At 34.6% G+C, this 24,912-nt stretch carries 28 protein-coding genes and 1 pseudogene; 13 read left to right on the forward strand and 16 right to left on the reverse strand.

Annotated elements, in window-relative coordinates:
• Positions 1 to 108 (forward strand): IS200/IS605 family transposase (locus tag GYA49_04450; GenBank protein ID NMC36267.1); only part of this gene is annotated, 108 nt, incomplete at its 5' end.
• A 37-nt stretch (positions 109 to 145) separates the two neighbouring features.
• On the opposite strand, the pseudogene GYA49_04455 reads toward GYA49_04450, so the two are convergent.
• The 6 genes and pseudogenes from GYA49_04455 to GYA49_04480 form a co-directional block, all read right to left on the reverse strand.
• Positions 146 to 1,837 (reverse strand): annotated as a pseudogene (locus tag GYA49_04455) (type I restriction endonuclease subunit R).
• Complete coding sequence (locus GYA49_04460) at positions 1,827 to 3,017, reverse strand: restriction endonuclease subunit S (GenBank protein NMC36268.1); 1,191 nt, start codon at positions 3,015 to 3,017, stop codon at positions 1,827 to 1,829. The pseudogene GYA49_04455 and the gene GYA49_04460 overlap by 11 nt, the downstream one beginning before the upstream one ends.
• The gene (locus GYA49_04465) at positions 3,014 to 4,468 is read right to left on the reverse strand and encodes an ATP-binding protein (protein ID NMC36269.1); all 1,455 of its coding nucleotides are present in this window, start codon (positions 4,466 to 4,468) and stop codon (positions 3,014 to 3,016) included. Before GYA49_04465 ends, GYA49_04460 begins: the two co-directional genes overlap by 4 nt.
• 4 nt (positions 4,469 to 4,472) lie before the next feature.
• The gene (locus tag GYA49_04470; GenBank protein ID NMC36270.1) at positions 4,473 to 6,050 is read right to left on the reverse strand and encodes a type I restriction-modification system subunit M; all 1,578 of its coding nucleotides are present in this window, start codon (positions 6,048 to 6,050) and stop codon (positions 4,473 to 4,475) included.
• Between the two features lie 2 nt (positions 6,051 to 6,052).
• Positions 6,053 to 6,229, reverse strand: a complete 177-nt coding sequence (locus GYA49_04475) for a helix-turn-helix domain-containing protein (protein ID NMC36271.1) — start codon at positions 6,227 to 6,229, stop codon at positions 6,053 to 6,055.
• A gap of 75 nt (positions 6,230 to 6,304) precedes the next feature.
• The gene (locus GYA49_04480) at positions 6,305 to 6,517 is read right to left on the reverse strand and encodes a helix-turn-helix transcriptional regulator (protein ID NMC36272.1); all 213 of its coding nucleotides are present in this window, start codon (positions 6,515 to 6,517) and stop codon (positions 6,305 to 6,307) included.
• Between the two features lie 122 nt (positions 6,518 to 6,639).
• On the opposite strand from GYA49_04480, the gene GYA49_04485 reads away from it, so the two are divergent.
• Positions 6,640 to 7,167 carry a hypothetical protein gene (locus GYA49_04485; GenBank protein ID NMC36273.1) on the forward strand — a complete coding sequence of 176 codons (528 nt, stop codon included), beginning with the start codon at positions 6,640 to 6,642 and terminating at the stop codon, positions 7,165 to 7,167.
• 43 nt (positions 7,168 to 7,210) lie between these two features.
• Here GYA49_04485 and GYA49_04490 read toward each other — a convergent pair whose 3' ends face one another.
• The 4 genes from GYA49_04490 to GYA49_04505 all read right to left on the reverse strand — a co-directional run bounded on the left by GYA49_04490 (position 7,211) and on the right by GYA49_04505 (position 11,374).
• A complete protein-coding gene (locus tag GYA49_04490; GenBank protein NMC36274.1) occupies positions 7,211 to 8,746 on the reverse strand; it encodes a hypothetical protein in 1,536 nt (511 codons plus the stop codon).
• The gene (locus GYA49_04495; protein ID NMC36275.1) at positions 8,739 to 9,149 is read right to left on the reverse strand and encodes a hypothetical protein; all 411 of its coding nucleotides are present in this window, start codon (positions 9,147 to 9,149) and stop codon (positions 8,739 to 8,741) included. The genes GYA49_04490 and GYA49_04495 overlap by 8 nt, the downstream gene beginning before the upstream one ends.
• Positions 9,146 to 10,474 carry a DNA modification methylase gene (locus GYA49_04500; GenBank protein ID NMC36276.1) on the reverse strand — a complete coding sequence of 443 codons (1,329 nt, stop codon included), beginning with the start codon at positions 10,472 to 10,474 and terminating at the stop codon, positions 9,146 to 9,148. Before GYA49_04500 ends, GYA49_04495 begins: the two co-directional genes overlap by 4 nt.
• A gap of 66 nt (positions 10,475 to 10,540) precedes the next feature.
• On the reverse strand, positions 10,541 to 11,374 hold the full coding sequence (locus GYA49_04505; GenBank protein NMC36277.1) for a hypothetical protein: 834 nt from the start codon (positions 11,372 to 11,374) through the stop codon (positions 10,541 to 10,543).
• A 285-nt stretch (positions 11,375 to 11,659) separates the two neighbouring features.
• On the opposite strand from GYA49_04505, the gene GYA49_04510 reads away from it, so the two are divergent.
• Positions 11,660 to 12,376: a hypothetical protein gene (locus tag GYA49_04510; protein ID NMC36278.1), complete on the forward strand. Its 717-nt coding sequence runs from the start codon at positions 11,660 to 11,662 to the stop codon at positions 12,374 to 12,376.
• A 412-nt stretch (positions 12,377 to 12,788) separates the two neighbouring features.
• On the opposite strand, the gene GYA49_04515 is transcribed toward GYA49_04510, so the two are convergent.
• Complete coding sequence (locus GYA49_04515; protein NMC36279.1) at positions 12,789 to 13,541, reverse strand: NERD domain-containing protein; 753 nt, start codon at positions 13,539 to 13,541, stop codon at positions 12,789 to 12,791.
• A gap of 167 nt (positions 13,542 to 13,708) precedes the next feature.
• Complete coding sequence (locus GYA49_04520) at positions 13,709 to 14,347, reverse strand: hypothetical protein (GenBank protein NMC36280.1); 639 nt, start codon at positions 14,345 to 14,347, stop codon at positions 13,709 to 13,711.
• 4 nt (positions 14,348 to 14,351) lie between these two features.
• On the opposite strand from GYA49_04520, the gene GYA49_04525 reads away from it, so the two are divergent.
• The 5 genes from GYA49_04525 (at position 14,352) to GYA49_04545 (ending at position 17,874) form a co-directional block, all read left to right on the forward strand.
• A complete protein-coding gene (locus tag GYA49_04525; protein NMC36281.1) occupies positions 14,352 to 14,693 on the forward strand; it encodes a hypothetical protein in 342 nt (113 codons plus the stop codon).
• Positions 14,694 to 14,750: 57 nt separating this feature from the next.
• Positions 14,751 to 15,560, forward strand: a complete 810-nt coding sequence (locus tag GYA49_04530; GenBank protein NMC36282.1) for a hypothetical protein — start codon at positions 14,751 to 14,753, stop codon at positions 15,558 to 15,560.
• Entirely contained in the window at positions 15,538 to 15,801 is a 264-nt protein-coding gene (locus tag GYA49_04535) for a M48 family metallopeptidase (GenBank protein ID NMC36283.1), read from the forward strand. Before GYA49_04530 ends, GYA49_04535 begins: the two co-directional genes overlap by 23 nt.
• Positions 15,802 to 16,029: 228 nt before the next feature.
• Complete coding sequence (locus tag GYA49_04540; protein NMC36284.1) at positions 16,030 to 16,764, forward strand: hypothetical protein; 735 nt, start codon at positions 16,030 to 16,032, stop codon at positions 16,762 to 16,764.
• A 93-nt stretch (positions 16,765 to 16,857) separates the two neighbouring features.
• Positions 16,858 to 17,874, forward strand: coding sequence for a hypothetical protein (locus GYA49_04545; protein ID NMC36285.1), 1,017 nt, complete (start codon positions 16,858 to 16,860; stop codon positions 17,872 to 17,874).
• Here GYA49_04545 and GYA49_04550 read toward each other — a convergent pair.
• Together GYA49_04550 and GYA49_04555 are read right to left on the reverse strand one after the other, a co-directional pair.
• Positions 17,871 to 18,383 carry a hypothetical protein gene (locus tag GYA49_04550; GenBank protein ID NMC36286.1) on the reverse strand — a complete coding sequence of 171 codons (513 nt, stop codon included), beginning with the start codon at positions 18,381 to 18,383 and terminating at the stop codon, positions 17,871 to 17,873. The two genes, GYA49_04545 and GYA49_04550, sit on opposite strands and share 4 nt — an antisense overlap.
• 68 nt (positions 18,384 to 18,451) lie before the next feature.
• On the reverse strand, positions 18,452 to 18,643 hold the full coding sequence (locus GYA49_04555; GenBank protein NMC36287.1) for a hypothetical protein: 192 nt from the start codon (positions 18,641 to 18,643) through the stop codon (positions 18,452 to 18,454).
• Between the two features lie 215 nt (positions 18,644 to 18,858).
• On the opposite strand from GYA49_04555, the gene GYA49_04560 reads away from it, so the two are divergent.
• From GYA49_04560 to GYA49_04575, 4 genes are all read left to right on the forward strand, one after another.
• Positions 18,859 to 19,581, forward strand: a complete 723-nt coding sequence (locus tag GYA49_04560; protein ID NMC36288.1) for a hypothetical protein — start codon at positions 18,859 to 18,861, stop codon at positions 19,579 to 19,581.
• Between the two features lie 239 nt (positions 19,582 to 19,820).
• Positions 19,821 to 20,339 (forward strand): DUF2726 domain-containing protein, encoded by a 519-nt coding sequence (locus GYA49_04565; GenBank protein ID NMC36289.1) that lies wholly within the window; start codon positions 19,821 to 19,823, stop codon positions 20,337 to 20,339.
• A gap of 167 nt (positions 20,340 to 20,506) precedes the next feature.
• Positions 20,507 to 20,914, forward strand: a complete 408-nt coding sequence (locus tag GYA49_04570) for an RNHCP domain-containing protein (GenBank protein NMC36290.1) — start codon at positions 20,507 to 20,509, stop codon at positions 20,912 to 20,914.
• A gap of 71 nt (positions 20,915 to 20,985) precedes the next feature.
• Positions 20,986 to 21,633, forward strand: a complete 648-nt coding sequence (locus GYA49_04575) for a hypothetical protein (protein ID NMC36291.1) — start codon at positions 20,986 to 20,988, stop codon at positions 21,631 to 21,633.
• On the opposite strand, the gene GYA49_04580 is transcribed toward GYA49_04575, so the two are convergent.
• Complete coding sequence (locus GYA49_04580) at positions 21,634 to 22,767, reverse strand: hypothetical protein (GenBank protein ID NMC36292.1); 1,134 nt, start codon at positions 22,765 to 22,767, stop codon at positions 21,634 to 21,636.
• Between the two features lie 97 nt (positions 22,768 to 22,864).
• Positions 22,865 to 23,668 carry a hypothetical protein gene (locus GYA49_04585; protein NMC36293.1) on the reverse strand — a complete coding sequence of 268 codons (804 nt, stop codon included), beginning with the start codon at positions 23,666 to 23,668 and terminating at the stop codon, positions 22,865 to 22,867.
• Between the two features lie 150 nt (positions 23,669 to 23,818).
• On the opposite strand from GYA49_04585, the gene GYA49_04590 reads away from it, so the two are divergent.
• Positions 23,819 to 24,910: an ATP-binding cassette domain-containing protein gene (locus tag GYA49_04590; GenBank protein ID NMC36294.1), complete on the forward strand. Its 1,092-nt coding sequence runs from the start codon at positions 23,819 to 23,821 to the stop codon at positions 24,908 to 24,910.
• The last annotated feature ends 2 nt before the right edge of the window (positions 24,911 to 24,912 follow it).

A 24,912-nucleotide genomic window follows, 5' to 3' on the forward strand; every position in this document is an offset into this window, starting at 1 on the left:
AGTTTTTGGGCTGATGGCTACTTTGCTGAAACCATAGGTAAAACCAATTACTTACAAATAAAAAAGTACATTAAAGACAATAAAGAAATTATGCCAGAGAAGGATTAAAACCACGGTCTTTAGACCGTGTGTAGTTTATTCCTGCCAAACGGCGGTCTTTAATTTTGTAATAGCTATTTCTTTTGGTTTTTTGATCAAAATGCTCTCGAATATATTTGACGATATTCTCGATTCTTTCCGGAGCAGCCAATATAGCCTCTCGATCAATGTCGTTAACTTTTTTATCCTCAATATCTTCTGCCTCGCGAATCGTAGAGACATAATCTACTTTAAATGGCAAAACATTTTTATCTGCTATGGCATCGACGATTGTATATGTGTGAAGTTTGTCACCAAAAGCCTGCTCAGTTGTTTTGAAGTCTGGACGACCCCCAGATGAAGAATTTATAGCGAAAATCGGTGTGCCCGTAAATCCAAACAAATGATAATTCTTAAATGCTTTAGTTATGGCTGCATGCATATCTCCAAATTGTGAACGGTGACACTCATCAAAAATGAGAACAACATGACCATTAAATATGGTATGACCATTGTTTCGACTAATAAAACGGTCTAGTTTCTGGATTGTAGTCACAATTATTCGTGCATTTGGATCACCAAGCTGTTTAGCCAAAATAGCAGTACTGGTATTGCTATTGGCCGCCCCCTTCTCAAACTTGTCGTACTCTCGCATGGTTTGATAATCCAAATCTTTGCGGTCTACGACGAAAATAACCTTTTCAATATTGGCTAATTTACTTACCAATTGGGCAGTCTTAAAGCTTGTTAATGTTTTTCCTGACCCAGTGGTATGCCAAATATATCCACCAGCCTCAACAGTGCCCAGTTTTTTATAGTTAGTACTGACTTCAATTCGATTAAGGATCCGTTCGGTGGCAACGATTTGATATGGGCGCATGACCAATAACAACTTATCGGTAGTAAATACACAGTATTTGGTAAGAATATTTAATATGGTGTGCTTGGCAAAGAAAGTTTTAGCAAAATCAACAAGATCGGTAATCGGTCGGTTTGTAGCATCTGCCCACCAACTGGTGAATTCGAAGCTATTACTCGTTCGTTTACCTGACTTCGCAGAACCCTCACTGGAATCTTTTACGTGTTGGACACGGGTTGTATTGCTGTAGTATTTGGTGTGTGTTCCGTTTGAAATAATAAATATTTGAACGTACTCAAACAAACCTGACGAGGCCCAAAAGCTTTCGCGGTTGTACCTGTTAATCTGATTGAAAGCCTCTTGGATGGCTACTCCACGTCGTTTTAATTCAATATGGATGAGTGGAAGCCCGTTAACTAAAACGGTGACATCGTAGCGATTGGCACGCTGTCCATCATTAGTCGCATATTGGTTAATGACCTGTAAATTGTTGTCATGGATATTATCTTTTTTGATGAGATAAATATTCTTAATCGATCCATCATCACGAGTAAGGTTTTTGATGTAGTCTTCTTGAATAGTGATTGTTTTTTCAACAATACTTTGATTAGGATTAGCTAAGGTGCTAACGAAGAATTTATCCCATTCGTTATCAGTAAAGGTATAATTATTGAGTTTTTCCAGCTGATGCCTGAGATTAACGATCAAATCTTTTTCTGATTTTATAGAAATATACTCATAAGCTTGAGACTCTAGTTGCTTGATAAATTCCTGTTCTAGATTAGCCTCACTTTGATAGCCAGAATCTCGCAATATATTAGCATCATGCACATATTGAGACACTACAGTACTTTCAGAGTTTTGTGCGACCATATTGTAGTGAGTTTGTTTATTCGACATATTCATTAAATGTTAGCAATTTATTTCGGTAATACTCGTATTGTTGCCTTCTCGCATTAAGTTCTGCTGGCAAACCAATTGAGATATCATTAACTAAAGTGTCAAATTTATCCAAGGTTGAAGCTATTCTTTCTTGATCTTTAAGTGGTGGCAGAGGGATTTGAATAGAATCAATATGTTTTGACTTTAAGTATCCTTGTCCAGAGTTATTTTTTATCGATCCGAAATACAACTTCATTCGTGCGGAATCAAAAAAATGTAAAAAATAGTTCGTATTTATTAAGCTTGGATTTAATCTAACCAAAAACATATTTTGTCCATAAAACTCCAAATCATCCTTCTTTACTCTAGCTACCTCTCCAATTGTCCCAATCATACTTATCAAAATATCATTTTCGATAATAGGTCTATTTTTAGAAATATCCAAATAGTCTTCGCGAGAAATATGTTTTATATCAGTAAAGTTTATATGACCTTTTCGAATATTCTTTGAAGTAATGTAGGGGATTTCACCATCAGCTACAAAAGGTGGTGTTGAAGGCATAATCCAAAATGAATCAAGCGCAATATCTTTTATGGATACATAATTAATCACAAGTTTATTATCGGGTGATAATAATCTTTCTCTATAGTATTCATATTGCTTCTTCCTTGCTTCTAGCCCTGCTTCTAGCTCTGCTTCTAGCTCTGTAAACTTATTAAGAATTTTGACAATTTCGTCTTGGATTTCAAGGGGTGGGACTGGGATTTTGAAATTTTCAACCTGTTTTTTTGACACCGCAGGTATTCCACCTTTTTGTTGTTCGCCAATTAGTTTGTTTTGATTGTTTTTCAGATAGTAATAAACATATACCCAATTAATCAATGTCTTATTAACCACATCAACCGTATAACAACTATTTCCAGCCCAAAAAGGTTTATGAATTTTATTTACATATCCGGCATTTGCACCTCTGGCGCTAATAACAATTTTATCTTTTGTATTATTAAATTCATCATAGTATCCAGTTTCAGATGTTCCTCCGTTATACACAGGATATTCACCGTCTGATTTTTGTTTATTTTTATGAACAAATTCTCCAATAGTGACACTTGCGATATCAACAATGTTTTTAAGCTCCACTCCTCTAGGGCAGAGTTTTGATATTAGCTTTTCAAATTTACTTTGGTGTTTTGTCATAGTAATTTAATTAGTGATTCGGTAGAAGATTCTAATTCATCTAATGAAAACATCACATTATTGGTATTTTCAGGATGATGAATTATGTTTCTGATTCTTGTGGGTAAAGTTCTAGTCTGAGTTTCGGTAGAGCCATCCTTTTTTAATCGAATGTAAGTCTGATCTTGAGCAAAGCCTTTACTAACTAAATATTTTTCAAATTCGACTTCAGAATAATTTTTATCATCTTCAACTATCGCTTTCGCCTGGATAAATCCGTATAGCTCATTGTGGAATTCAACTGTCAAAACTCCAAATGCATAATAATTTATTTCTCCCCAAGTAGGACTTGATATACCAAAAAGATCGAATTCTTTACCAGGTTCAACTTTATTCAACCCCCTATCTCTTGAAAACACATTCATTGAGTGTGTTTCTTTCTTGTATTTTTTCAACAAATATGGCGAGTGGGTAATGATAAAGATCTGTGACTTACTAGAAATCTTTTCAAGAGCATCTAATAGTTTATTTTGAGCCTGTGGATGTAAAAAAGTTTCAGGTTCATCTATGAAAAACAAAATTGGCTTTGATTCCCCTTCGCTATTAGCTGAGGATATATCTGCGTATACTTGAATTAGTGCAAGTGCCAAAGCCCTTTGCATACCCGTACCTTTTTCTTCGCTTTTTGTTTCTATTCCACTTTCTGATAAGTTAATATTTCCAGTTTTAAAGAAACTCTCGATTTCTGGCAAGGAAAACTTAAATTTTACTTCTGTTTCTCCGTATTGTTCAGATATTATGGATGCTAGTTTGTTTTCAACTGGCTTTAAGGTCGTAGCAATACTATCTTTGCCATCGCCGAAAGCTTCTTTGTGGGACTTTCTAAAATTTTCCCATGTAGCAGATTTAACAAAATCTTTTGTTATTGCATTAATAATTTTCCCGCATATTTTAGTTTTTGAAAAATCAGAAATATCTCCAGAATTGGTATCAGCCCAAACAAATTGAGCATCAAAAAGGGCTGTGATTGTATTATCCACTCCAGTTGGGTTCTCAAATTGACTCGTAGAGGGATTGAAAATGCGAACATTCCCTATCGAAAGTTTTTTTGATTTCTTGCCTTGGGTAATTTCATTTTCTTCACTAGAACGCATGACACGTATACTTTTTTGACCATTAGAATTTATCAAATATGATTGATACTTTTTCAAGGGTTCTGTTTGAACTAGTAATTCTAGATCATCACCCACAAATTCAATCTCAATAGATACAAAATCATCTTCTTCAAGCTCAGTCTTTGTGATAACTTCATCACGATTTTTTTTGGTTCGGATAAAATCAATCGCTTCAAAAACTGATGATTTTCCACAATTATTATCACCAACAAAAAAATTTACTCCTTTGTCAAAGTTTATTTCATGATCACCTTTGTATCCTTTGAAGTTGTGAAGCTGAATTTTTGATATATACATATATTTATTTGTTTCCTTCTATATCACTAACAATTTCATCAATTGCTTTTCGTAGTTCGTTCTGTTTGGCTACGATCTGACTTATTTTGGTGTTGAGTTCGGTGATATTTATAACTTCGCGAGTATCTTCTGGAATAACATAGCTTGATACGGCAATGTTGTAATCATTGTTGGCAATATCCTTGTTATCAACAAGTTTGGCAAAGTACTCTGCGTCCATGCGAGAACTAAAAGCGTCCAAAATTTTGAGTCTATTTGCTTCGCTCAATTTATTTTTATTACCGTTGCGGACAAATTCGGCTGAAGCATCAATGAAGAGTATTTTGTTATCTTTTTTACTTTTCTTCAAAATAATGATACAAGTAGCAATGGTAGTACCAAAGAATAGATCCGGTGGTAATTGTATTACTGTGTCTACATAGTTATTATCTACAAGATATTTCCTAATCTTCTTTTCTGCACCTCCACGATATAGTACACCTGGAAATTCAACTATCGCAGCTGTCCCACTAGTTGAGAGCCATGAAAGCATGTGCATAGTAAAGGCTAAATCTGCCTTGCTTTTAGGGGCTAAAACTCCAGCAGGAGAAAAACGTGGGTCGTTAATAAGAATGGGGTTTGAGTCACCTTCCCATTTGATTGAGTAGGGAGGGTTGGAAACGATAGCATCAAATGGTTCATCATCCCAATGTTTAGGGTCAATTAAAGTATCTCCCAGTGCGATGTCAAAATTATTGTAATTAATGTCGTGCAAGAACATATTGATACGACACAAGTTATAAGTGGTGAGGTTTATTTCTTGGCCAAAAAAGCCTTGTCGGACATTTTCCCTTCCCAAAACTTTGGCAAATTTCAGAAGGAGAGAGCCTGAGCCACAGGCAGGATCGTAGACTTTGTTGACTTCTTTTTTGCCAACAGTGGTAATCTCTGCGAGCAATTCACTTACTTCTTGTGGGGTATAGAACTCACCTCCTGACTTACCAGCATTACTAGCATACATAGTCATTAAAAATTCATAGGCATCGCCAAAAGCATCTATTGTATTATTTGAATAATTACCGAGGCGAAGATTGCCGATTGCTTCAATAATTTTGACAAGTTTTTGGTTGCGATGCTCAACAGTGTTTCCAAGCTTGCTTGAGTTGACATCTAAGTCGGCAAATAAGCCTTTGAGATCATCTTCACTACTTGAACCTTTAGCTGAGTTTTCAATGTTGCTAAAAATACTCGATAATGTCTCATTAAGATTTTTGTTGTTCTTGGCTTTCTTAGAGACGTTAACAAACAGTTCACTGGGCAAGATGTAGAATCCTTTTTCTTTTACTGTATCGGCTCGACCAAATTCTGCCTCTTTGTCTGTAAGATCTGCATAGTCAAAATCTTTTTTACCGGATCGGCGTTCATCATCGTTAATATAATTGGTCAAATTTTCACTAATAAAACGATAAAACAGCATCCCTAGCACATATGACTTAAAATCCCAGCCATCAACGCTACCACGCAAATCATTGGCTATTTGCCAAATAGCACGGTGCAGTTCTGCGCGTTCTTGTTCTTTAGTGGTGTTTTGATTATTTGTCATATTTATTTACCATTTTTGTGATTAATAAATTTCTCGATATCTTCTTTTTTGTATCGGCGAATTTTTTTTACACCAATTCTTACAGCTTTTAAAATGCCATTTTTATCCCACAAACGTAGAGTATTCGGGTGAACCTTTAAAATTTGAGCAGCTTCACTGAGAGTTAATAATTCTTCCATAACAATTTACCTACCATTGATACCAATAGGATACTATTCTTGGATAGAAAAATCTAGATTAAGAGATCGTAGTAATTAAAAAAAGTCTTTAGGAGATGTTTTAAGAGCCCTTGCTATCTTATTAAGTACCTCTAATGAAGGAGTTCTTCGCCCTTGTTCAATATGACCCATATGAGTTCTACTTAAATTGACTCGGAAAGCCAATTCTTCCTGGGTGATACCCATTTCTTTGCGTTTTCTCTGAATTTTTCGACCAAACTTAGATTGAGCTTTAGTGATTTTTATCATGTCTTAATTATTGATAGCCATGAGCTAGTACTCCACTAGCATGGTGCTAGCATTTAGTCAAGAAAGTACTTGATTTTTATTTCTGTTTAAGTTAGCATTCTAGATAGAAGGGGGGTGATTTCATGAATAAAAATATTATCGTTGGATTTTTTGTTATTTTAGTATTTTTCATAATATTAGTTAGTAGTTCAGCTAAACCATATAATCCCCAGGATAATACATCTCAAAAACAACAAGAGGTTGTGCAAGAAACAGCTTCTGTCTCTACTACACCTAAATATGAATATGAAATATTGGAAAGAATTGAGGATAAGATGGATGAGAATATAAGCGTGTTGATTAAACCTGGAGAGCCGAACTCTGAAGCAATAGCTGAAGAAGTACATAAAACATGCAAGAAGAGCTGCAATATAAGTATCTATGATGATAAAAAAGCTTTTGAACTAGATGCTCAATATACAAATATGCTTGGCTCTTATGAAACAGAGCAGGAAGATTTAACAAAATGGAAAGAAGATAATTATGTTTTTGTTGGAGATCATTTAGTAGCTTTAGTTGGATATGGCGATACAGAAAATTGGGGTTACGGACCATATACTTCGTACCCAATGAAAGATTGGTATTACAAAGAACTTAAAGGAATAGAATAATTTCTATTAAACCTTCGGAAAGATCGCAAGATCTTTCTGTGGGTTAAAACACCATATCCAAGGTAATTGGTTTTTCATCGATGTCGAATTCGCTCATATGGCGAAGTGACCATGTTAACCCTGGATGTGGATCTTCCTTTGATTCGTTTTGGGTAAAATGGGTTGTTGGTCTATCAGTAGCCAGCACCTTTATAACAATAAGTGTAAATGCATCTACTAAGTCATCATGTTTTTCAATGCCAAAGTTAATGATCTGGCTAATCAACTGTTCAGCTCCTTTGGGTGGAAATAATACCTTACCTACTCTGATATACGGAGTAGACACTTGCAATCTTTCTTGTTTGCTCATCCTGGAAGTATCTACTGGCTCAGATAAAACCTTATCTAACCGAAGTAATTGAGTAGCAGCGGTTTCAATATTAGCCTTTTCAACATAGACAGTAGGCATTCTTTTAAAGTCTTCATCAAAGTACTCGCATACTTTTTTAATTTCCTTAATTGCATCAGTAAAATTCAACCTTTTATTAACTATGTAATCTAAAATATAGACTTTAAGATTATCACCATAACCAACGCAGATGAAGGGAATAAGTGCGGTTAAATCAGCACTGGAACTTTCCGAAAGGGCCATATCCACTCCAAGGCCAACCAAGTGAGGTGGGTATCGTTTTAAATCTGGTAATTCAGTCCAGACCTGTGGCCAATTCCTTTGGACTATACGGTTATCGTCTGAAATGAATTTAAGTAAATATTCCCTGTACCAAGCAGAATCATCTGCTACCTGACGTCTTTTGATCTCAACATGTTTCATAGTGGGATATTTGCCTGGCCAAGTAATTTCTCCTTTGGCATTAATTAGTGGATATTCTCGATAAACTCCATCCATTTTCCCCAGAGTAATATTTTCTTTGAGTCGCATCATTAGTGAATCTTCATGTAGCAGGTTACCCACCACCACGATTTTGGTATGCACATCACCTATGGGCATGACTTCACCCGTGAACCAATCCCATAACTTGTCTCGATTCTCCCTAGTTTTAACTGACTCCAAATTTTCAACGTCATCGACTATTACTAGATCTGGTCGGTATTGTTTGTGTCGCAATCCCCTGATACTTTCGCTTTGGGAGGTGGCTGAGATTCGGGCATTGTAATACGGAATTACAATTGAGTTTGATCGCCATTCATTGGTTTGAGATAGGCCACCGAAATCTCTAAGTAGTAGTTCATTGGTGGAGAGTTCCTCTTTGATGTTAGTCAGAATTTGTTTGGCTAGTTCCTGAGTTTGACTCATGACCAATGTGTATTTCTTTTGAGGTTTGCCTACCAGAGACCAAATTGGATAAACCAAAGTTCCTAGGGTTGATTTGGCTGAGCCACGAAATGCGGTGATTACTACCTTGCGAATATTTTTATTTTGAAACAGTTCAAGCATTTCTTTTTGAAAATCGGCTGTGGGTGAAGTGATGTAGTGAGGGAAGTAAATGGCAAAAAACCACATTAAACTTTCCTGAGCCAAAGCTTTTCTGAAGTCAGGATTCTCTTGAATTTGCCTATAAATTGTTTGGTCGTTAATCATTTTTCTTTCTTTTTGTTTTTGGTGGCATAAAAGCCACCATTTCGATTGCTTTATCTAGTAATTCTCTCTCTTCTTTGGATAGACTGGTCTCTTTGTCTTGATTAACCGTGGTCACTTCAACTCGGGTAGAATAGGCGGAGTGATGGTGATTAAGCCAAAAGCGTATTGCAGACATGTTTTTGTCGTTAATGGAACTAACTAGTTTTGACTCAGCCATGTCATTGATATTTTGTCTACCTTCCAGAATTGCCTTGTCACATTCTTTGGCGAAGCTAGAATCATCGGTTTGCCATCGATAGTAAGTAGCCCGACTAACCCCAGTTTTTTCACAAGCGACTTGAACAATGGGGATTTTCCTGAGTCGTTCCAAAAGTAGTGCTTTAATTTTGTCTTGGTTCTTCATAATTTCTTTGCTTTCAATCCAGTTAATTTTTCCCAACGTTTGATAATGACTTCGGTATAGACTGGTGACTTTTCCATAACGTAGCACCTTCTTTTCATTTTAATGGCAGCAATAAGAGTGCTTCCGCTTCCTCCGAATGGCTCCAAGATAAGACTCCCTCGCTTGGTTAGAATCTTGATATAAGGAATAAGAATTTCAATCGGTTTTGTTCCAAAGATGATCCCTTGACCAGAATGTTTCTCATCTGAGGCAATATGTTCAATAAAATCTGTAGGTTGATTCTTCTTACCCTTTTGATAGCCTTCCCAATGTGGTTTACCCTGAATGGCAAAGAGAGCTGTTTCGTATTCTTCTTGGAGTCCATCGGTTTCTTCTTCCCAATTAAGTACAATATCTTTATCTGGACTTGCTCCCACCATGGCAATATCGTGTTTGGAGAAAAATTTATGTTTAGCAGAAAAACCTTGATGACGATTGGGTAAATGCCACACAATCATGTTTTTCACTTTCCAGTATTTTTCCATTTCTCCCCAAATTACACGTAAGTTCTTCCAGTTTTCATAGACAATAATACTGAAATGTTCGGCTTGAACCTTCGCAATATTAGCCATCCATTTTTCGGTGAAATTTGGCGGCAGAACATCGGTTTCTAAGTATCTGCGATCGCGTTTGGCTCCAAAACCAGTTACCGCTTTACCGTGTTTTTTCTTGCCGTGAAGGTAATCCAAAATATATGGGGGATCCGTAAAGCACATATCTGCTTTCTCCCCATCCATGAGCTTTAATATATCTAATTCAATAGTAGAGTCTCCACACATCAACCTGCTTTCCCCCAAAGCATATATGTCACCCTTCTTGGTTTTTATCTCTTTAATGTTGAGTTTTTCCAGTTCTTTTTTAAGGTCAAATTCTTCTGGTGTAATATCGATATCAAAAATTGAATCGAGCTCATCACTGGAAAAACCAATGTCAGATAGAAGGGACTCATCGAACTTTGCCAGTAAATCCCAATCAAACTCACCAGTATTTTTATTGAGTCTGAGATTAAGCTCTTTTTCTTTTTCTAAATCGGAAATATTTATATAGACTACGGGTATTGTTTTATACCCAAGTTGTTTTGCTACAGCCCAGCGAAAGTGCCCTCCTATAATAATATTTTTACGACTTGGATTCGAATTTGCTATAATGGGATCTACTAAACCAAACTTTTTAATGCTTTGTTTTAATTGTTTAGTAGCGGTTTCGTCATGCTTTCGCGGATTATAGTCGGCTGGGATTAAGTCATTGATAGGGATCTCAATAGTTTGAATAGATATTTTTTGCATACCTACATTTTCTCAGAGATTTTGAAACATAAAATTGGAAGAGTTTTCGGGCTAATACCCCATTAACTAGAAAATATTCTTAGTATCTACACTTGTGGGTAGATTGTAGTTTCTCAAAAGCGAATGGTAACTGCGCTGAACAGAGTTTTTGTTTAATTTCAGCTTTGATGCGACTTCTGTAAAAACATCCTGCATTTTTATCGAATCAGATCTAGATGAATAATTCTCTTTTAAGCAATTTTCTACTGCCTCGAAAATTTTCAGTTGTTGCTTTGTTGGCTGAGTGACTTTTCTTTGGCGAATTTTTAATTCTGGATGCTTGATAAATGGCTCACCATTTTCATCATGTGTTCTAATCGATGGGTGTCTGTACTTAAACAATGATTCGTATGACTCTCGTGCTTGCTTGGTTAAAGCTATAATATCTTTTTCACTTAGTTCAGGGGAATATTTGATATACACACCTGTCTCACGAATCGGATCGTCTGGAGAGGAAACCATTAAAATTCTCGAACTCTCACTAAATGACATTCCTGTATTTCCCAAAACATAAGCGTGGAGTAGAGAAAAATTAAAATCGTAATCGGCAAATTTCTCGATGGTTTCCCAAATTGGAGTGTATGCTTTTCGCCGCACCTCATCCTCAATGGCAAATACCTCTTTAACCATTTGAACTCCTGACTTTTTGCGTTTTGAAGTTGGAGTAATTTTTTTCCTGATTTTAGCCTTTCGGTTTGCATCCCATTTGATCATTTTCTCTAAATCAGCGATTCCATTTGAAGGTAAACCAAGATCTTTTCGTAATTTTCTCATGAGAATATCAAAGAAGAAGCTGTGTACAAGCAGATAATTGCGATAGTCTTCATAATTTTTAGTGGTAAGAATGTATTTGTCTTCCATTGTAAATTTAAGGTATTTCTAGTATGGTAATGGTAACAAATAATAATTTATATGACAATAAAAAGGTAAAAAAGTTTATGGTTCATCTGTATGAAAATTACGAAAATTCAGTATTGGATTGAGGATTCCCATAGATGAATTTTGAGTAGCCGAATTATTTAAATGACAATGGTATGACATGTTTGATTAGCTTGTAAAGCCAAATTGATTAGATAACGTTACATTAAAGACCGTAATAATAAAGAAAAAAATTACAGATATTCTTAATTAAATTTTCCCAAAAATATGAGTAAAGTTTCGTTTAAAACAAGTAAGATTATATGGGCTTTATCTAGAAATCAGTGCGCAATATGTAAAAAAAAATTAACAAAAAAGATTAAAAAACAACATTTAGTTCTTGGTCAAGAATGTCACATAAGATCTGATAAAGAGAATGGTCCTAGATTTGATCCATCTTATCCTGTTGAGAAGTTGAATTTACCTGACAACTTAATTTTGTTATGTCGAGATCATCATAAAATCATAGACGATCTACCAGAAAAATATCCAATTGAAAAATTGGAAAAGATTAAACTAGATCACGAGTCTCAAAGAGTGAGAAGTATTAATAAAAATAATGATAGTCCCAAAGTGATACAAAGCACAAAATATTTAGCAGCCATTCAAATTATAACTGGCATGCAATTGATAAACGCTGTAGCAGGTTATCATGCATACTCGGCATCATTTGACGAGACTGATGATGAAGAATTATATAAACTAATTAAAGAATTCCTAGTCTGTTTGAAAGATCTTGATGCTCTAATTGATGTTAGCGAAGGACTTAAGTTAGATATCGCAAGGGAAATTAAAAGATTAATAGCTAAACTTAACAGCCATGGTTATTATGTTTACTGTGCCACGGTTTTGGATAAACTTCGAATGAATGGCAAAGATACCCCATGGAAAACTTTCTATTGTGTTCTATCTTCAAATCCATCAATAAAGTACTTGATTAGGTAGTTCTTTTTATACTGTCTCATTTGTCTCGTTTTTGCTAAAATTTACTCGAGTTATAGTGATCAAAAGGTTCTAGACCGACTTGTCTCATCTTTTCGGATTCGCACAACAGAGGTATGGGATAAGACTGGACTAGACCGGTACGCTCAGCCAAGACGGGCACCCCGGAGTGACCGGAGTGCCTAAATGGCCCGAAAAGACTTGCTAAAACCCTATTTTTTCCTCTGGAGATTCGAACCGTAAAAACCCCTAAAAAACCAGACTTTGAGGCTACGGTTCTGAATCATCATTGCCCTCAAATCCTACTCAAGGCTAAAATTCTCCAAAATAGCCTCAAATTATAGAACCAGGATTCGAACCGATGGGACTTATAGGATGCGCGTGCCAAACAATTGTAGAATATGCACAAAAAACTTTATGTTTGTGAAACTATGCTTTCAGTGGCTTTCGATGTTGTTAAAAACTTATGAATAGCTTCGATTTCTTCTGAATTTAGCTTGATAGATGATTTGTTGATGACATACTTATGAAATCCTCTTCCTCCAATCCATATGTCATTAATTTTTCCGTGAATGGTTTGTTTATCGATTTTTCCGTTAGGAAATTCTAATAAACCAGTCACGTCATATCTTTTTCCAAGATGTTTATATACGTAATCTGATAGCCACATTTTTTCTGCAAATGTTTGTTGCAGATAGTTCTTTACGGGAATAGCGTTTTTAACAAGAAGTTTTTCGTTTACAAAACTCACCAGACCATTTTCTGATTTAACTTCTATCGCAAAAATTCCATTCGGTCCAATGACAATAAAATCAATATTTCCGTGTCCGGTATTAAAATCTTTGACGATGAGATATTCTTGGGGTAGTAGTTCCAGTATTTTTTCTTCTATCAACTCAGCTCCAGCTCCCTTTCCCCATGTGTTGTAGTTTCTTCTTACATCCTGTCTGTTTTGTCTATCCATTTTTTGGACAAACTTTATGGCAAATATAAAAATAACTGATGATATTACCAATCCAATCAATGAATAATTTGTTTTCTGTAACATTACGAGAAATAAATAAAGTAACCATAGGTAAGTAATACCAATGATCAAATGAATGATCCAAAATATTTTTTTATTTCTTTTATATTCCCTGAATGTATAGGAATTAGAATTGTCAGCCATAAAAATGTACTAAGATATACTTATATAGTATCATTTGGTACACTCTGGATGTTGAGGCTAGGGAGAGAATTGCGATCCGGCAGCCAAGCAGTGCACCCCTAAAGATCGTGATCTCTAATTATTTCTTTAAACTTGTGTAACAGTGATATTGGCGAAGAAAATTTTGACTATTCTCCAAATTTATCTCTACAAAATTTATGAAGAACGTCAAATGCACTTATAAATTCTTCGGACAAATGATAAATTCTGAGAGCTGCCGAGGTATAATTATTTGATCCCGCCTTACTTAATTTCCATTCCTGAGACATGGCATAGTGCTTACCATCTTTATCAATAAAAGTGTTTAGAGATAATTCCTCGTTCAAGAGTATAAGGTTTTTATCTAACTTATATTTGAGTACTTGTGTTTTTTTATCAATAAAAGAAAAATCTGTTGGGTTATTCTCTAGATAATTACTGTAGTAATTAAGTGGTTTTCGAACGGATTCATGGTGACGATTAACGTAACCCCCCTGTTTGGCAGTCCATTGAACATCTTTCGGAATCATTTCTAAAATTTTCCGATATATTGCTAAATCCCAAGTTTGATATCTCTTTTTAAGAGGATCTTGTTTTTGAGCAGCTAAAACTAAATCATTTATTGATCCATCTTTCGTAGATAGTTGAGAAATAGCTTCGAGATAATCTATTCTAGATTCTTGCATTCTTCGAGCGACCTTCTCACCAATTAGCTTCCACTCTTTTAATAGTTCAGCAGTAAACCTGGATTCATCCCCATCTATATATTTAGCGTGGGTTTGACACATCCTGATGCCTATATTGCTATTGAAACCTAATAAACAAATTAATCGTTATTTTCTCGATGTTTTTGATGATATGTCTCCTAGAATGCTACTGCGAAAACGAGTCAGACAATACATTGATTATTTTGAAGAAGAAATCTGGCAAGACAAAACTGGTAAACCATTTCCTAAGGTTATTCTAATCTGCCCTGATGAAAGATCTAAAAATTATTTGGAGAAGTTTGTAAAAAATAGTTTAGAGTGTGATATAGATTTTTATCTGAGTTTAAAAAATAAGGTTAGTTGGGAAAACATTTTGAATTTAAGTGTATATATAGTAAAAATAAATAGGATTTTATTTTTACTATAATATGTTACAATTACATTCCCAAAAATTACTAAAAATAAACACTTTTTTAAAGGAATTATGACAGAAGATTTTAGAAAAATAATGGCAGCTAGGGCAGCAGGAGTAACAATTATTACAGAAGAAGAAACTGCAAGAGAAAGACAAAAAACCGCAGAAAGATTTCAAAGGATGGTTGAAAGAGCTGGGGTTATGGATGTACTAGAATTTGCTGCTTTAAGTATAGAAAAATATCACAGCAGTAGAGACAATGCTGGAGATGTAAAAGTTGGAAAAGCAGCTGTTGATAGATTGGGAGTACAATTTATGGGTAAACACATGCTTTGCCGACCTAACCGTTTTAATAATACTACTGTTGGTTTAGAAATGTATTTTCGAGACAGAGATGGTGATATCGTTAGTAAACAACCAATTTTTGCAATTACCATTGATCCCAAAATGAGAGACACAGATGTTTTTATACTTTCATGTGCAATCAGGGAACTAGGATCAAATTCACATTTTACTGATTCTGGAGTATATTTTCAAAGGTATGAGTGTGGTACGAGCGCTGATTTTGCCAATGCTATGATGAGTTTTTTAACAGCACCAAAAGTAGATAGGTCAGCCTATAATAGCCAAATAACTCTCCGTTATGTTGTAGAACAATATGGGGCAGAACATATACCATCTTTTTATGAATATGATTGTTTGGGAGATATTCCGATAGAATTAGTTGCTCCTAACGATTCCCCCTTAATAAAAATTGCAGAAAATCTTGCTTACTCTTGTCCTACAATAGGACACCATCTTGGTAAACCAATGGCTATACTCAGAGATGCTAACATATTTCGGTTAACTGCTCCCATTGTACTTAAAGGAAGAAATTAATATATACCTTCAAGACCAAAAGACTTGTTGGGGTAGTTGCTCAAAAAAGAAGAACCTTAACTTTAACTGGCGAATTGTTTTACTGCCCGACCATTTGGCTGATTACATTGTCATTCACGAACTGTGTCACCTGAAGGAGTTTAGTCACTCTCGAAGATACCGGAACTTAATGGCAAGTGTGCTGCCTAACTATCAAGAGCTTATCACAGAATTAAAAACCAGTGGTTTATCGTTAGTATAATCAAGCTGTTAAATAATTGAGGTTTTGACTGTAAAGGAACTCACGATAATAAGTTCCCACATAGTCGATCAGTCCAGCCCCCTCAAGGAATACCCTATCAAACTATATCTATAGAAAGCTGGATTCGAACTGGAAAAGAAAAAATTTGTTTTTCAGACTTATGATACAATTAGACAAGTAATAAATGTAAATTCTAATAGCTGCCAGGTGCAGCTATTTTTTACACTTATGTCAAATGAAGATCTTAGAGGCAAGTTGCGAAAACAAGTAACTGATCATGCTGATTTTTTGTTGGCTGATAAAGAGCAACAAAAAAGAATTTTACTAGCAGAAGAGCGAAAACGTATCAGACAGATGGTAAAGGAGCATGAACTCATGAAACAACTAGAAGTGGCAGATGTGTTACAGATGCTTGTTGATATTGCAAATGAGGACTCAATAGATATGCAACCACTTGCTGAGGTAATTCAGGAAGGAAATGTAAAACATTGCGAGAATGGAAGAGTTGAAGTTATTACTGGCATGCTGCCAAACCAGGGAACTAGAGTTAAAAAAGGAATATTGGCTGTAATACCGGAATTTAGAACAGAAAAAAATAACCCAACTTTACTATTTGCTAGAAGATCTCTGGATAGTAAATATGAACTATATTTACCAGAAAATTGCATTGTTTATCAACAAGTTGAATGTTCTAGCTCTGATCAGGTGGGAGAAGTAGCATTGCAAATGCTTTTACTTGATAAAAGCATGGAAGACTTATATAAAGAATCTTTTGGACGTTTTGCTCTTATTGGCTTTGGTGTTTCCCAATTATCTTTTAGTAGTAACCTTTTAGACTCAAAGATTTTTAGCCAAATGTCATTATCTCTTTTTGCAACGTTTGGGAAAACTGCCACTAGTGTAGTTAGTCGAATGAGAAAAAGTAGCCATATCTACGATAGAGCAAAGAACTATTTACTTTAAATAATTAGAATATAAAATTTTGACATCCCAATTAGTTTAATTATGTAGTTTTTTATATCAAAATTAATTTACTCTGTTCAGAAATATTTTTAAATGCAATTTGAAAGAGAATTGAAAACACAAGAAATTGAACCCGGGACAAGTGGTCTTGTTTTACTTGTCAGTAGGCAGTTTGATCCTCATGTTGATTTTATTATTGAAAAGTTGAGATCAGAAAACATCCAGTTTGCCAGATTTAACACTGAAGATTTTCCAAGAAATACTTCCGTAAGTTTGTATTTGGGAGATGGCGAGACATCTGGATTATTGGATGTGCCCAACAACTTACCTTTTTTGCTAAACCAAACCAGATCAATTTTATACAGGAGACCAGCAGAACCTAATCCACCAGATAATTTAACCAAGGGCTTTGAAGAATTTGTGGTTTCTGAGAGCAAATCAGTTATAAAAGGTTTATGGTCGTTACCCGATGTTACTTGGGTAAATTACCCGGAAGACAATCGAAGAGCTGCTATCAAACTAGATCAGCTAAGACAGGCCCAAATACTGGGTCTTTCTATTCCCAAAACTCTAGTCTCCAATAATATTATTGACATTAGATCCTTTTTTGACCTGTGTCATGGAAGCATGATAGTAAAACCTTTAACCGTAGGAAGTATCGAAGAAGATGGTATATATAAAGCTTTCTATACTAGCAAAGTTGAACCGGAACATTTAGACCAACTTGGCCCGGATAATAGATGTCCTTATGTATTTCAAGAAAATATTCCCAAGGAACTAGAATTGAGAATAACTATTGTTGGAAATAGTGTGTTTGCAGCCGAAATCTTTTCTCAAGAACAAGAAGGAGCTGAGACCGATTGGAGAAAAAAGTGGGAAGGCTTACGCTACGGAATTCATGAGCTTCCCGAGGATATTAAAAATAAATGTTTGAAATTAGCTAGACATTATAATCTAAATTTTGGAGCAATAGATATGATAGTAACTCCTAGAGGTGAATATGTTTTTTTAGAAATCAATCCAAATGGTCAATGGGTTTGGATAGAGCTTGAAACTGGATTACCAATATCAGAAGCTATGATAAAACTTCTTTCTGAGAATAAGCACTAAGGTTTATTGAGTTTTTTTACAGTTTTAAATGTTTCTTTTAAAGGAGAAATATCAAATTTTTTTCGCAAAGAATCAGGAATGATATTTTCATAATTAGAAATAACCCATTTGTCTTTTTTAAGCTCGAATTGTGTTACAAAAAGTTGTGGCCTGGAAATGCTTAAAAGAAATCTGTCTATGGCTAAGGCCATATAATTTTTACACCAGTCATCTCCTAATACGCTTCCAATAGAATAAAGGGTAACAGCCAAAGCATAATCATTATAATTAGAACCGTGATGAAAAAAATGCCCTGCCCGAAAATAATCATCTGCTGTTTTTAGTTCTCCCTTTTTAAGCATTTTCAAAACTAGGTCTTTTATTTCTACTTCTTCTTGGTAAAGCTTTTTAATCAAATTCTTTTGTTTCTTTAAGTCAAACACATATCTTTTTTTTTGAACCTTTTCAAATAGTTTAATAAGTTTTTTGTTTGAATTTGGAGATTTATTAAAATAACCCTTTTTTACCATATAAATAAATTCTTACAACCTTATCTAAAGGTAATGCAAGATTTTGATTAAAATATTTTATGTTTCACTTAATCATCTCGACCTTGATCAATTTGTGTGACATCTACGCTGATATGTGTTGGAACAGTACAGATTGTTCCAGCTGCATTAGCATGTCCCGCAGTCCATGTTTGACTATCAGGATCATATTGTCCTTCAACAGGAGCTAGATCAGCAATTGCAATGTCTTCAGTAAACTGGGAAACAAATTCTTTTGACATAACTTCTCACCTCCTTGTAAACTTTTGCTTATACTTTCAGTTTTGCATTATGTTTAAAAAATATTTAAAAGTCAAATAAACACAAAAAAGGCTGAGCCATGAATAGAGTTCAGTGAGTTAAAAGCGAAAATTAAGGAGAAAAATATGATATAATTCTCCTTATTATATTAATAATAAATAGACTAGCTGCCAACTGTGCAGCTATTTTTGTAAATATGAGCAATGAAGACTTAAAATGTAAAGCATTGGCTGGTCTAAAAAAAGGCCAACAAGCAAATTCAACAGTAGAAGAAGCAAAAGAAGCTAAGGCTCGATTTAAAAAAGATCAGTTGAGAAAATTACAAGTTCAAGAAACATTGACTTTTTTAGTTGAAGCTGCAAACACTGATGATCCTGAATTAGGAGAAATTAGAGAAGCAATGCATGTAAGATTTGGAGAACAAAAATTATCAGTTGAATATAACGAAGACCAGACTATTGTATTGTTACAAAATTCTAGTAAAAAGACTGTAATGGCTATTGGTGTAGAAACCTATGGTCGAGATAATAAAAGTAGAGGTTCGTTGTTAATCGCTAGGCCTCCAAAAGATATCAAAGCAACATTTCGCAGAGACACATCTGAACCAGTATTGTTTATGAGAAAAAAATGTATAGATACGGGCGCTGTTGCGTCAAGTGTAATGGAATTTATAACTACTGATCAAGTTACTGAAGGTAGATGTCCAAGTGATGTTGGAGAAGATTTTTTGAGTAAATACCCTGGTTTGAGCTATGATTACGCTGTTTTTGAAGAAATGTATGAGTTAGCATATCCCGATACTGATTCAGCTCCAAAATTAAATATATCATATAGTTATACAAATGATCTTCCTATGCATGTAGGCTGTAATAGCTATGTTCAATGGATGTTTGGAAAATATTTCGCAAATCGAGCTTAGTATAAACATTAAATTTTTGTATCAAAGTAATCTCCTTTTGCATTTATTCATATAATCTTAATAGTGTAACAAAATAAAAAAACATGAACCAAGAGACTGTATTTATTTTTAATACAAGCTTATTTTGGTAAAAAAATTTAACTAATTAAGTATTGAGCCAAATAAAAAGTTCTGACATAGTCCACTAGTGCCAGCAGCCACGTATAATCTTGAGAGATTGACCGTACTCTCTAGTTACTATGAATGAAGCTACTGTTTCGATTTTTACAACCTTAACCATATTATTAATCGTAGGATTTGTAATCAAATTATTCTTAAGACTTGTTTTTCAAAAATTTCCAAGAACATCCAAGTCAATACATACTTATTTGTATAAAACTAGAAGTTTTTTTCTAACCAAGCCAGAGCATGAGCTTTTTGATATTTTAGTAAAAAACTTTGGAGATACATATTATATTTTCCCCCAAGTCCATCTATCTTCAATTTTTAACCATAAAATTAAAGGTCAAAACTGGCAAAGTGCTCTTAATCATATAGATAGAAAATCTATCGATTTTCTGTTTTGTGATAAAGCTTATATTAAACCAATCTTAGCTATTGAACTTGATGATTCTAGTCATCAAAGGGAAGATAGAATTATTCGAGATAGTGAAGTTGAACAGAATTTTGAAAATGCAAACTTACCCTTATTACGGTTTAATAGCCAGGAAAGATTTCACAACGAAGAAATGTTTGAGAAAATTAGAGAAAAACTTTAATTTACAATAATCCTCTTCCACTTCAAAAGAAAAAAATCTCGAAAATAAAATTATTAGTTTGATTATTCTATTTTTATAAATTTTCTTCTTTTGGTATAATCTCAGTGGATGAATACATATAAATCTTCTCATAAGGTTTTTGTCTAAAGCAGACATCATTTCGATGTCTGAATTGTCGTGCCATCATTTCCAATACCTGTTTAGGAAGCAAACACCGCAACCATTGTCCAATATGTTTATGGTCTAGACATCTCGATCTTACTATTCCTGGTGATAGAAAGTCTCGTTGTGGCTCAAAAATGAAACCAATAGGATTAGTATTTAAACATATTACCTATAATCCATTTACTGATAAGACAAGTGGTGAACTGATGATAGTACATCTATGTCTAAACTGTGACAAAATCTCGACAAATAGAATTGCCGGAGATGATAATGCTCAAAGTATTATTCAACTACTAGATGAGCCAAAATCGCTAGATCCTACTTTAATTCATAGATTACATTGTTCAAACCTTACCCCACTTACCCGTCAAGATGAGCAACAAGTCTTGGCTTGTTTATTTGGTTATTGAGGTTTTTTTATTGATTAATAAACTCAATATTATTTACAATTTTATTGTAAAATAGCTCTGTGAATTTTTTCTTGAAAAGCTTTCTATTTTTACTCCTGGGTTCTTTTTTATCTGTTTTAGTATTTATTTTGCTAAATAATGATATTTTTAGTGCAACCTTTGTTTTTGAAGGTAATAAAGAGCAATATCAGATAACAGATTTTTCTTTGGAGGATGCTCCAGCCGAATCATTGCGCGGAACTATTGCCAGTAGAAATGGGGAAATTTTGTGGCAATCCAGAATTGCTACACAGTCTTCAGTATTAGTAGGCGACAAAATACTTCAACAGGGAGAAATTTTAGAAACTGGGAAAGACGGAATAATTGAAGTCAAATTTGTTGATGCTGCCTTAGTTCATATGTTTGAGAATACTAAGGTTGAAATCGTTCAGACTTTGCCAGTCAATTTAGTTTTCAATCAATCTAGGGGTACAGTTACATATAAAAATTTGGGAGAAGCTCCGGTTTCGATTCGATCTATCAATCTGTTGGTAAATTTGACAAAAGGTTTGATAGATATTGATGTGGACGATCAAACGGGAGAAGTAAGCTTATCTTTAGTTGAAGGCAAGGCCAGGGTAGCATATAACAGTACGGATTTTGAAAGTAAGGTTTGGGATTTGGAAGCAGGAGACAGTTTTTTATATGACAGCAATGAAAGAGAAGGTTTTTTTGAATAATTACTTATAAGTTTTGACAGGTTCCAAGATAGTTTGTCCCTCATAACCAAGTGCCCAAAAAGCCATACCACCAAGCTTATATTTTTTAACAAGATCAATTTTTTCTTGCACGGCTTGAGCATCTGGATAAAAAATCTGGTGATAGGTTTTATACTCTTGATCGTAATAAATAAGGTATGATTCTTGAGAATTAGCCTCTATTTGCGCGCTGCAACTGGCACAACTAGCCAAAAATTCCTCTACCCTTTTATTACTAGCTGTAATGCCTGAGCCAGGCAAGGTGGCAGATCTAGGATAGTCAGTCAGGGTTTCCCATTCATAGCCGTATAAAGGAATGCCAAGAATAATTTTATTTTTAGGTAAAACCTCTAGTGCTTTTTGAATACCGGTTTCAACATCAAACTCACTATCAATTCCGACTCCACCTACTGGTGCTACTGCTCCACTCACTTGTGAGCCAGGATAATGGTAATCATAAGTCATGAGGACAATATAGTCGACATACGGTTCAACTGCTTCAAGATTGATCAGTCTGCTTTTGATCAGATCTGTAGGACTGGCATCAATGGTCAGGGTTGTATTAATCCGACTTTTGACTTCTTTAATAAAAGCAGTGAAATGTAGTCGGGCTGATTCTGAAGCATATAACACATTTTCGATATCAAGATTAAGATCAGTAAATCCATATTGTTCCATGATTGGGTTAATCTGTGAAACTAAAGTTGCGGCGTGAGAAGCAGGTTCAGAGACTAATTCATTGATAGTATCTGGATCACCACTAAAAATTAAAAGGGAGTTTTGTAAATTTTTGGAAGGAGTAAATTTCCCAGAATTTAGAGCTTGCCAGCCCGGTTCAGCTTCTCCTGGATTGGTATATTTTTGAATCTTACCATCTCCTTCAACAGTCAGTCCAAAATAAGTAATATTGGTCAAATATTGGGAATAGTCTTTGTCAGTTTTACCTATAAACCAATATGGAAGAAAACCGATAATATGTTGCTTATTTTGTTTTTGAAGAGGAGAAAGAATAATTGATTTGGGATTTTTATCAACGAGGTAATTTAATAAAAGCAACGTAAAGGTAAATCCTAAAATCGTTACGAAGAAAAAAACCAGAATACTTTTTATTTTCATCTATTTTATTTTAACATGGCCACCTTTAGAAACTGTTTAATATAAAGTATCAGGAGAGTATTTAGAAAAATATTACAGTACTTATTAAACTCAAAATTTATTTTAATCTTCTGAACATTGCATATACCCGACCATGATCTTTGGAAAATGTTAAAGTGATTGCATAATTATTTTCTTCCCACCTTAAGCAGTTGTTTTCATCAATACTAAAACTTAAGTTGTCTGCATACTTTTCTTTATAGTCTTGGATAAATTTATCCATATTTGCTTTATCTACCGTCCAATATTGAGTATATTCAATCTCTCCGCCATTTTGATTGAGTTTACCGTAACTATTTTCATGTTCCTGCCAGCTAGGATCAATTTCGATTATATTGGGATAATCAGCATAATATTTGTTAGTTTTAGTAAATTCTTTTTCTGGTACATAGACTTGTAAATAAGAAGTGCCATCACCGTAATCAGATACTGAAACAATATATGATCCAATAGTCCCCTCTACCCTAGAATCGCTTGAAGTGTCTTCATTTGCTTCGTTCATTAAAGATCGGTAATAGTTAAGAAGCTCAATCTGTTCAGCTGCCGAAGCAAAAACCACATTGTAATAGTTTTTTTGAGTGGGTAAAAAAGTTTCTATATTTACAGGATCATCATTGACGAAATATTTAATTGATTCAATTCTCTTGCTTTTATATAAGGGAACTAAATTTTGGGGATAACCATCCAATAAACTAGTCATAAAATCATCAGATTTATTAGCCGATATTTGTTTGGAAGTATTTTGAGTTTGAGTTTTTTGATCAAAATTGTTTTTTGAATAAGGATGTGTGTTTAAAAATATTAAAGTTCCTACTCCAAGGATTAATAAAAATACTATGACAATAATAAATTTTGATTTCATAATATAAAAATATTAATAAGTAAAGTTTAAAAATTGTAACACTACTTTTTCCAATTTGTCTATGTATTCTCTGCAAAAAACATGATACAAGGGTGAAATTTTAAAATACCTGGTACAATATCGCCATAAATCAGTAATTTCAGTAAAAGTATGGCTAAATCAGATAATTCCTTAATCCATATCCATGAAGTGGTTAAAACCTATGAAACCGAGGCCGGAGATTTTACAGCCCTTAATAAAATTAATCTTTCGGTTGGTAAAAGCGAATTTGTCGGAATTATTGGCAAATCCGGGAGTGGTAAATCAACTTTGATCAACATGTTGACAGGGATTGACCGCTCGACAGCTGGCCAAATTGTCATCAATGGGACTGATATTACTAAACTTGATGAAGGCCAAATGGCGGTTTGGCGAGGCAAAAATATGGGGATTGTGTTCCAGTTTTTCCAACTCTTACCTACGCTTACCGTTATTGAAAACATCATGTTGCCAATGGATTTTTGTAATGTTTATAAGCCAAATCAACGCAGCCAAAAAGCTTTGGAGTTGTTAGGGCAAGTTGATTTGGCAGACCAAGCTCATAAATTCCCCAGCCAACTATCAGGTGGACAGCAGCAGCGGATTGCTATTGCTCGAGCTTTAGCCAATGACCCGCCGATTATTTGTGCCGATGAACCAACCGGCAACTTAGATTCTAAAACAGCTGAACAAATTTTTGGTCTGTTTCAGTCTTTAGTTGATAGTGGCAAAACTATCGTTATGGTGACTCACGATAAAGATCTAGCTAAAAAAGTCAGTCGGACGATTTTAATTGCTGATGGCCAAGTGATTGAAGAATACCTAATGAGCACTTTTTCCTCTCTAGCTCCTGCCAAATTAGCCTGGGTGACTGAGCAAGTCGAAACTGCTGAATTTGCACCAGGCAAGCTGATTGTCAAAGAAGGTGAGGTTATGAATTATTTTTATGTGATTATGAATGGTATGGTTGAGATTGTAATTTCTAAAAATAAAAAAGAAAAAATCTTAGGAACCTTTGGGCGAGGTAAATATTTTGGAGAAATAGAGCTATTTCATGATACTAAAAGTATAGCTTCAGCTCGAGCTGGCAAAAAAGGTGTCCGGATTGGCCGGATTAAAAAAGATGTTTTTAATCAAATTGTGCATGAAACCCCGGTTTTGGGAAAGAAACTTCGTAACTTAGCTAGTAAACATTGGGAAGAAAATAAAACTGCTAGAAAGTAATT

The sequence above is a fragment of the Candidatus Beckwithbacteria bacterium genome, from assembly GCA_012797845.1.
Taxonomy (GTDB): domain Bacteria; phylum Patescibacteriota; class Microgenomatia; order UBA1400; family UBA1449; genus JAAZOH01.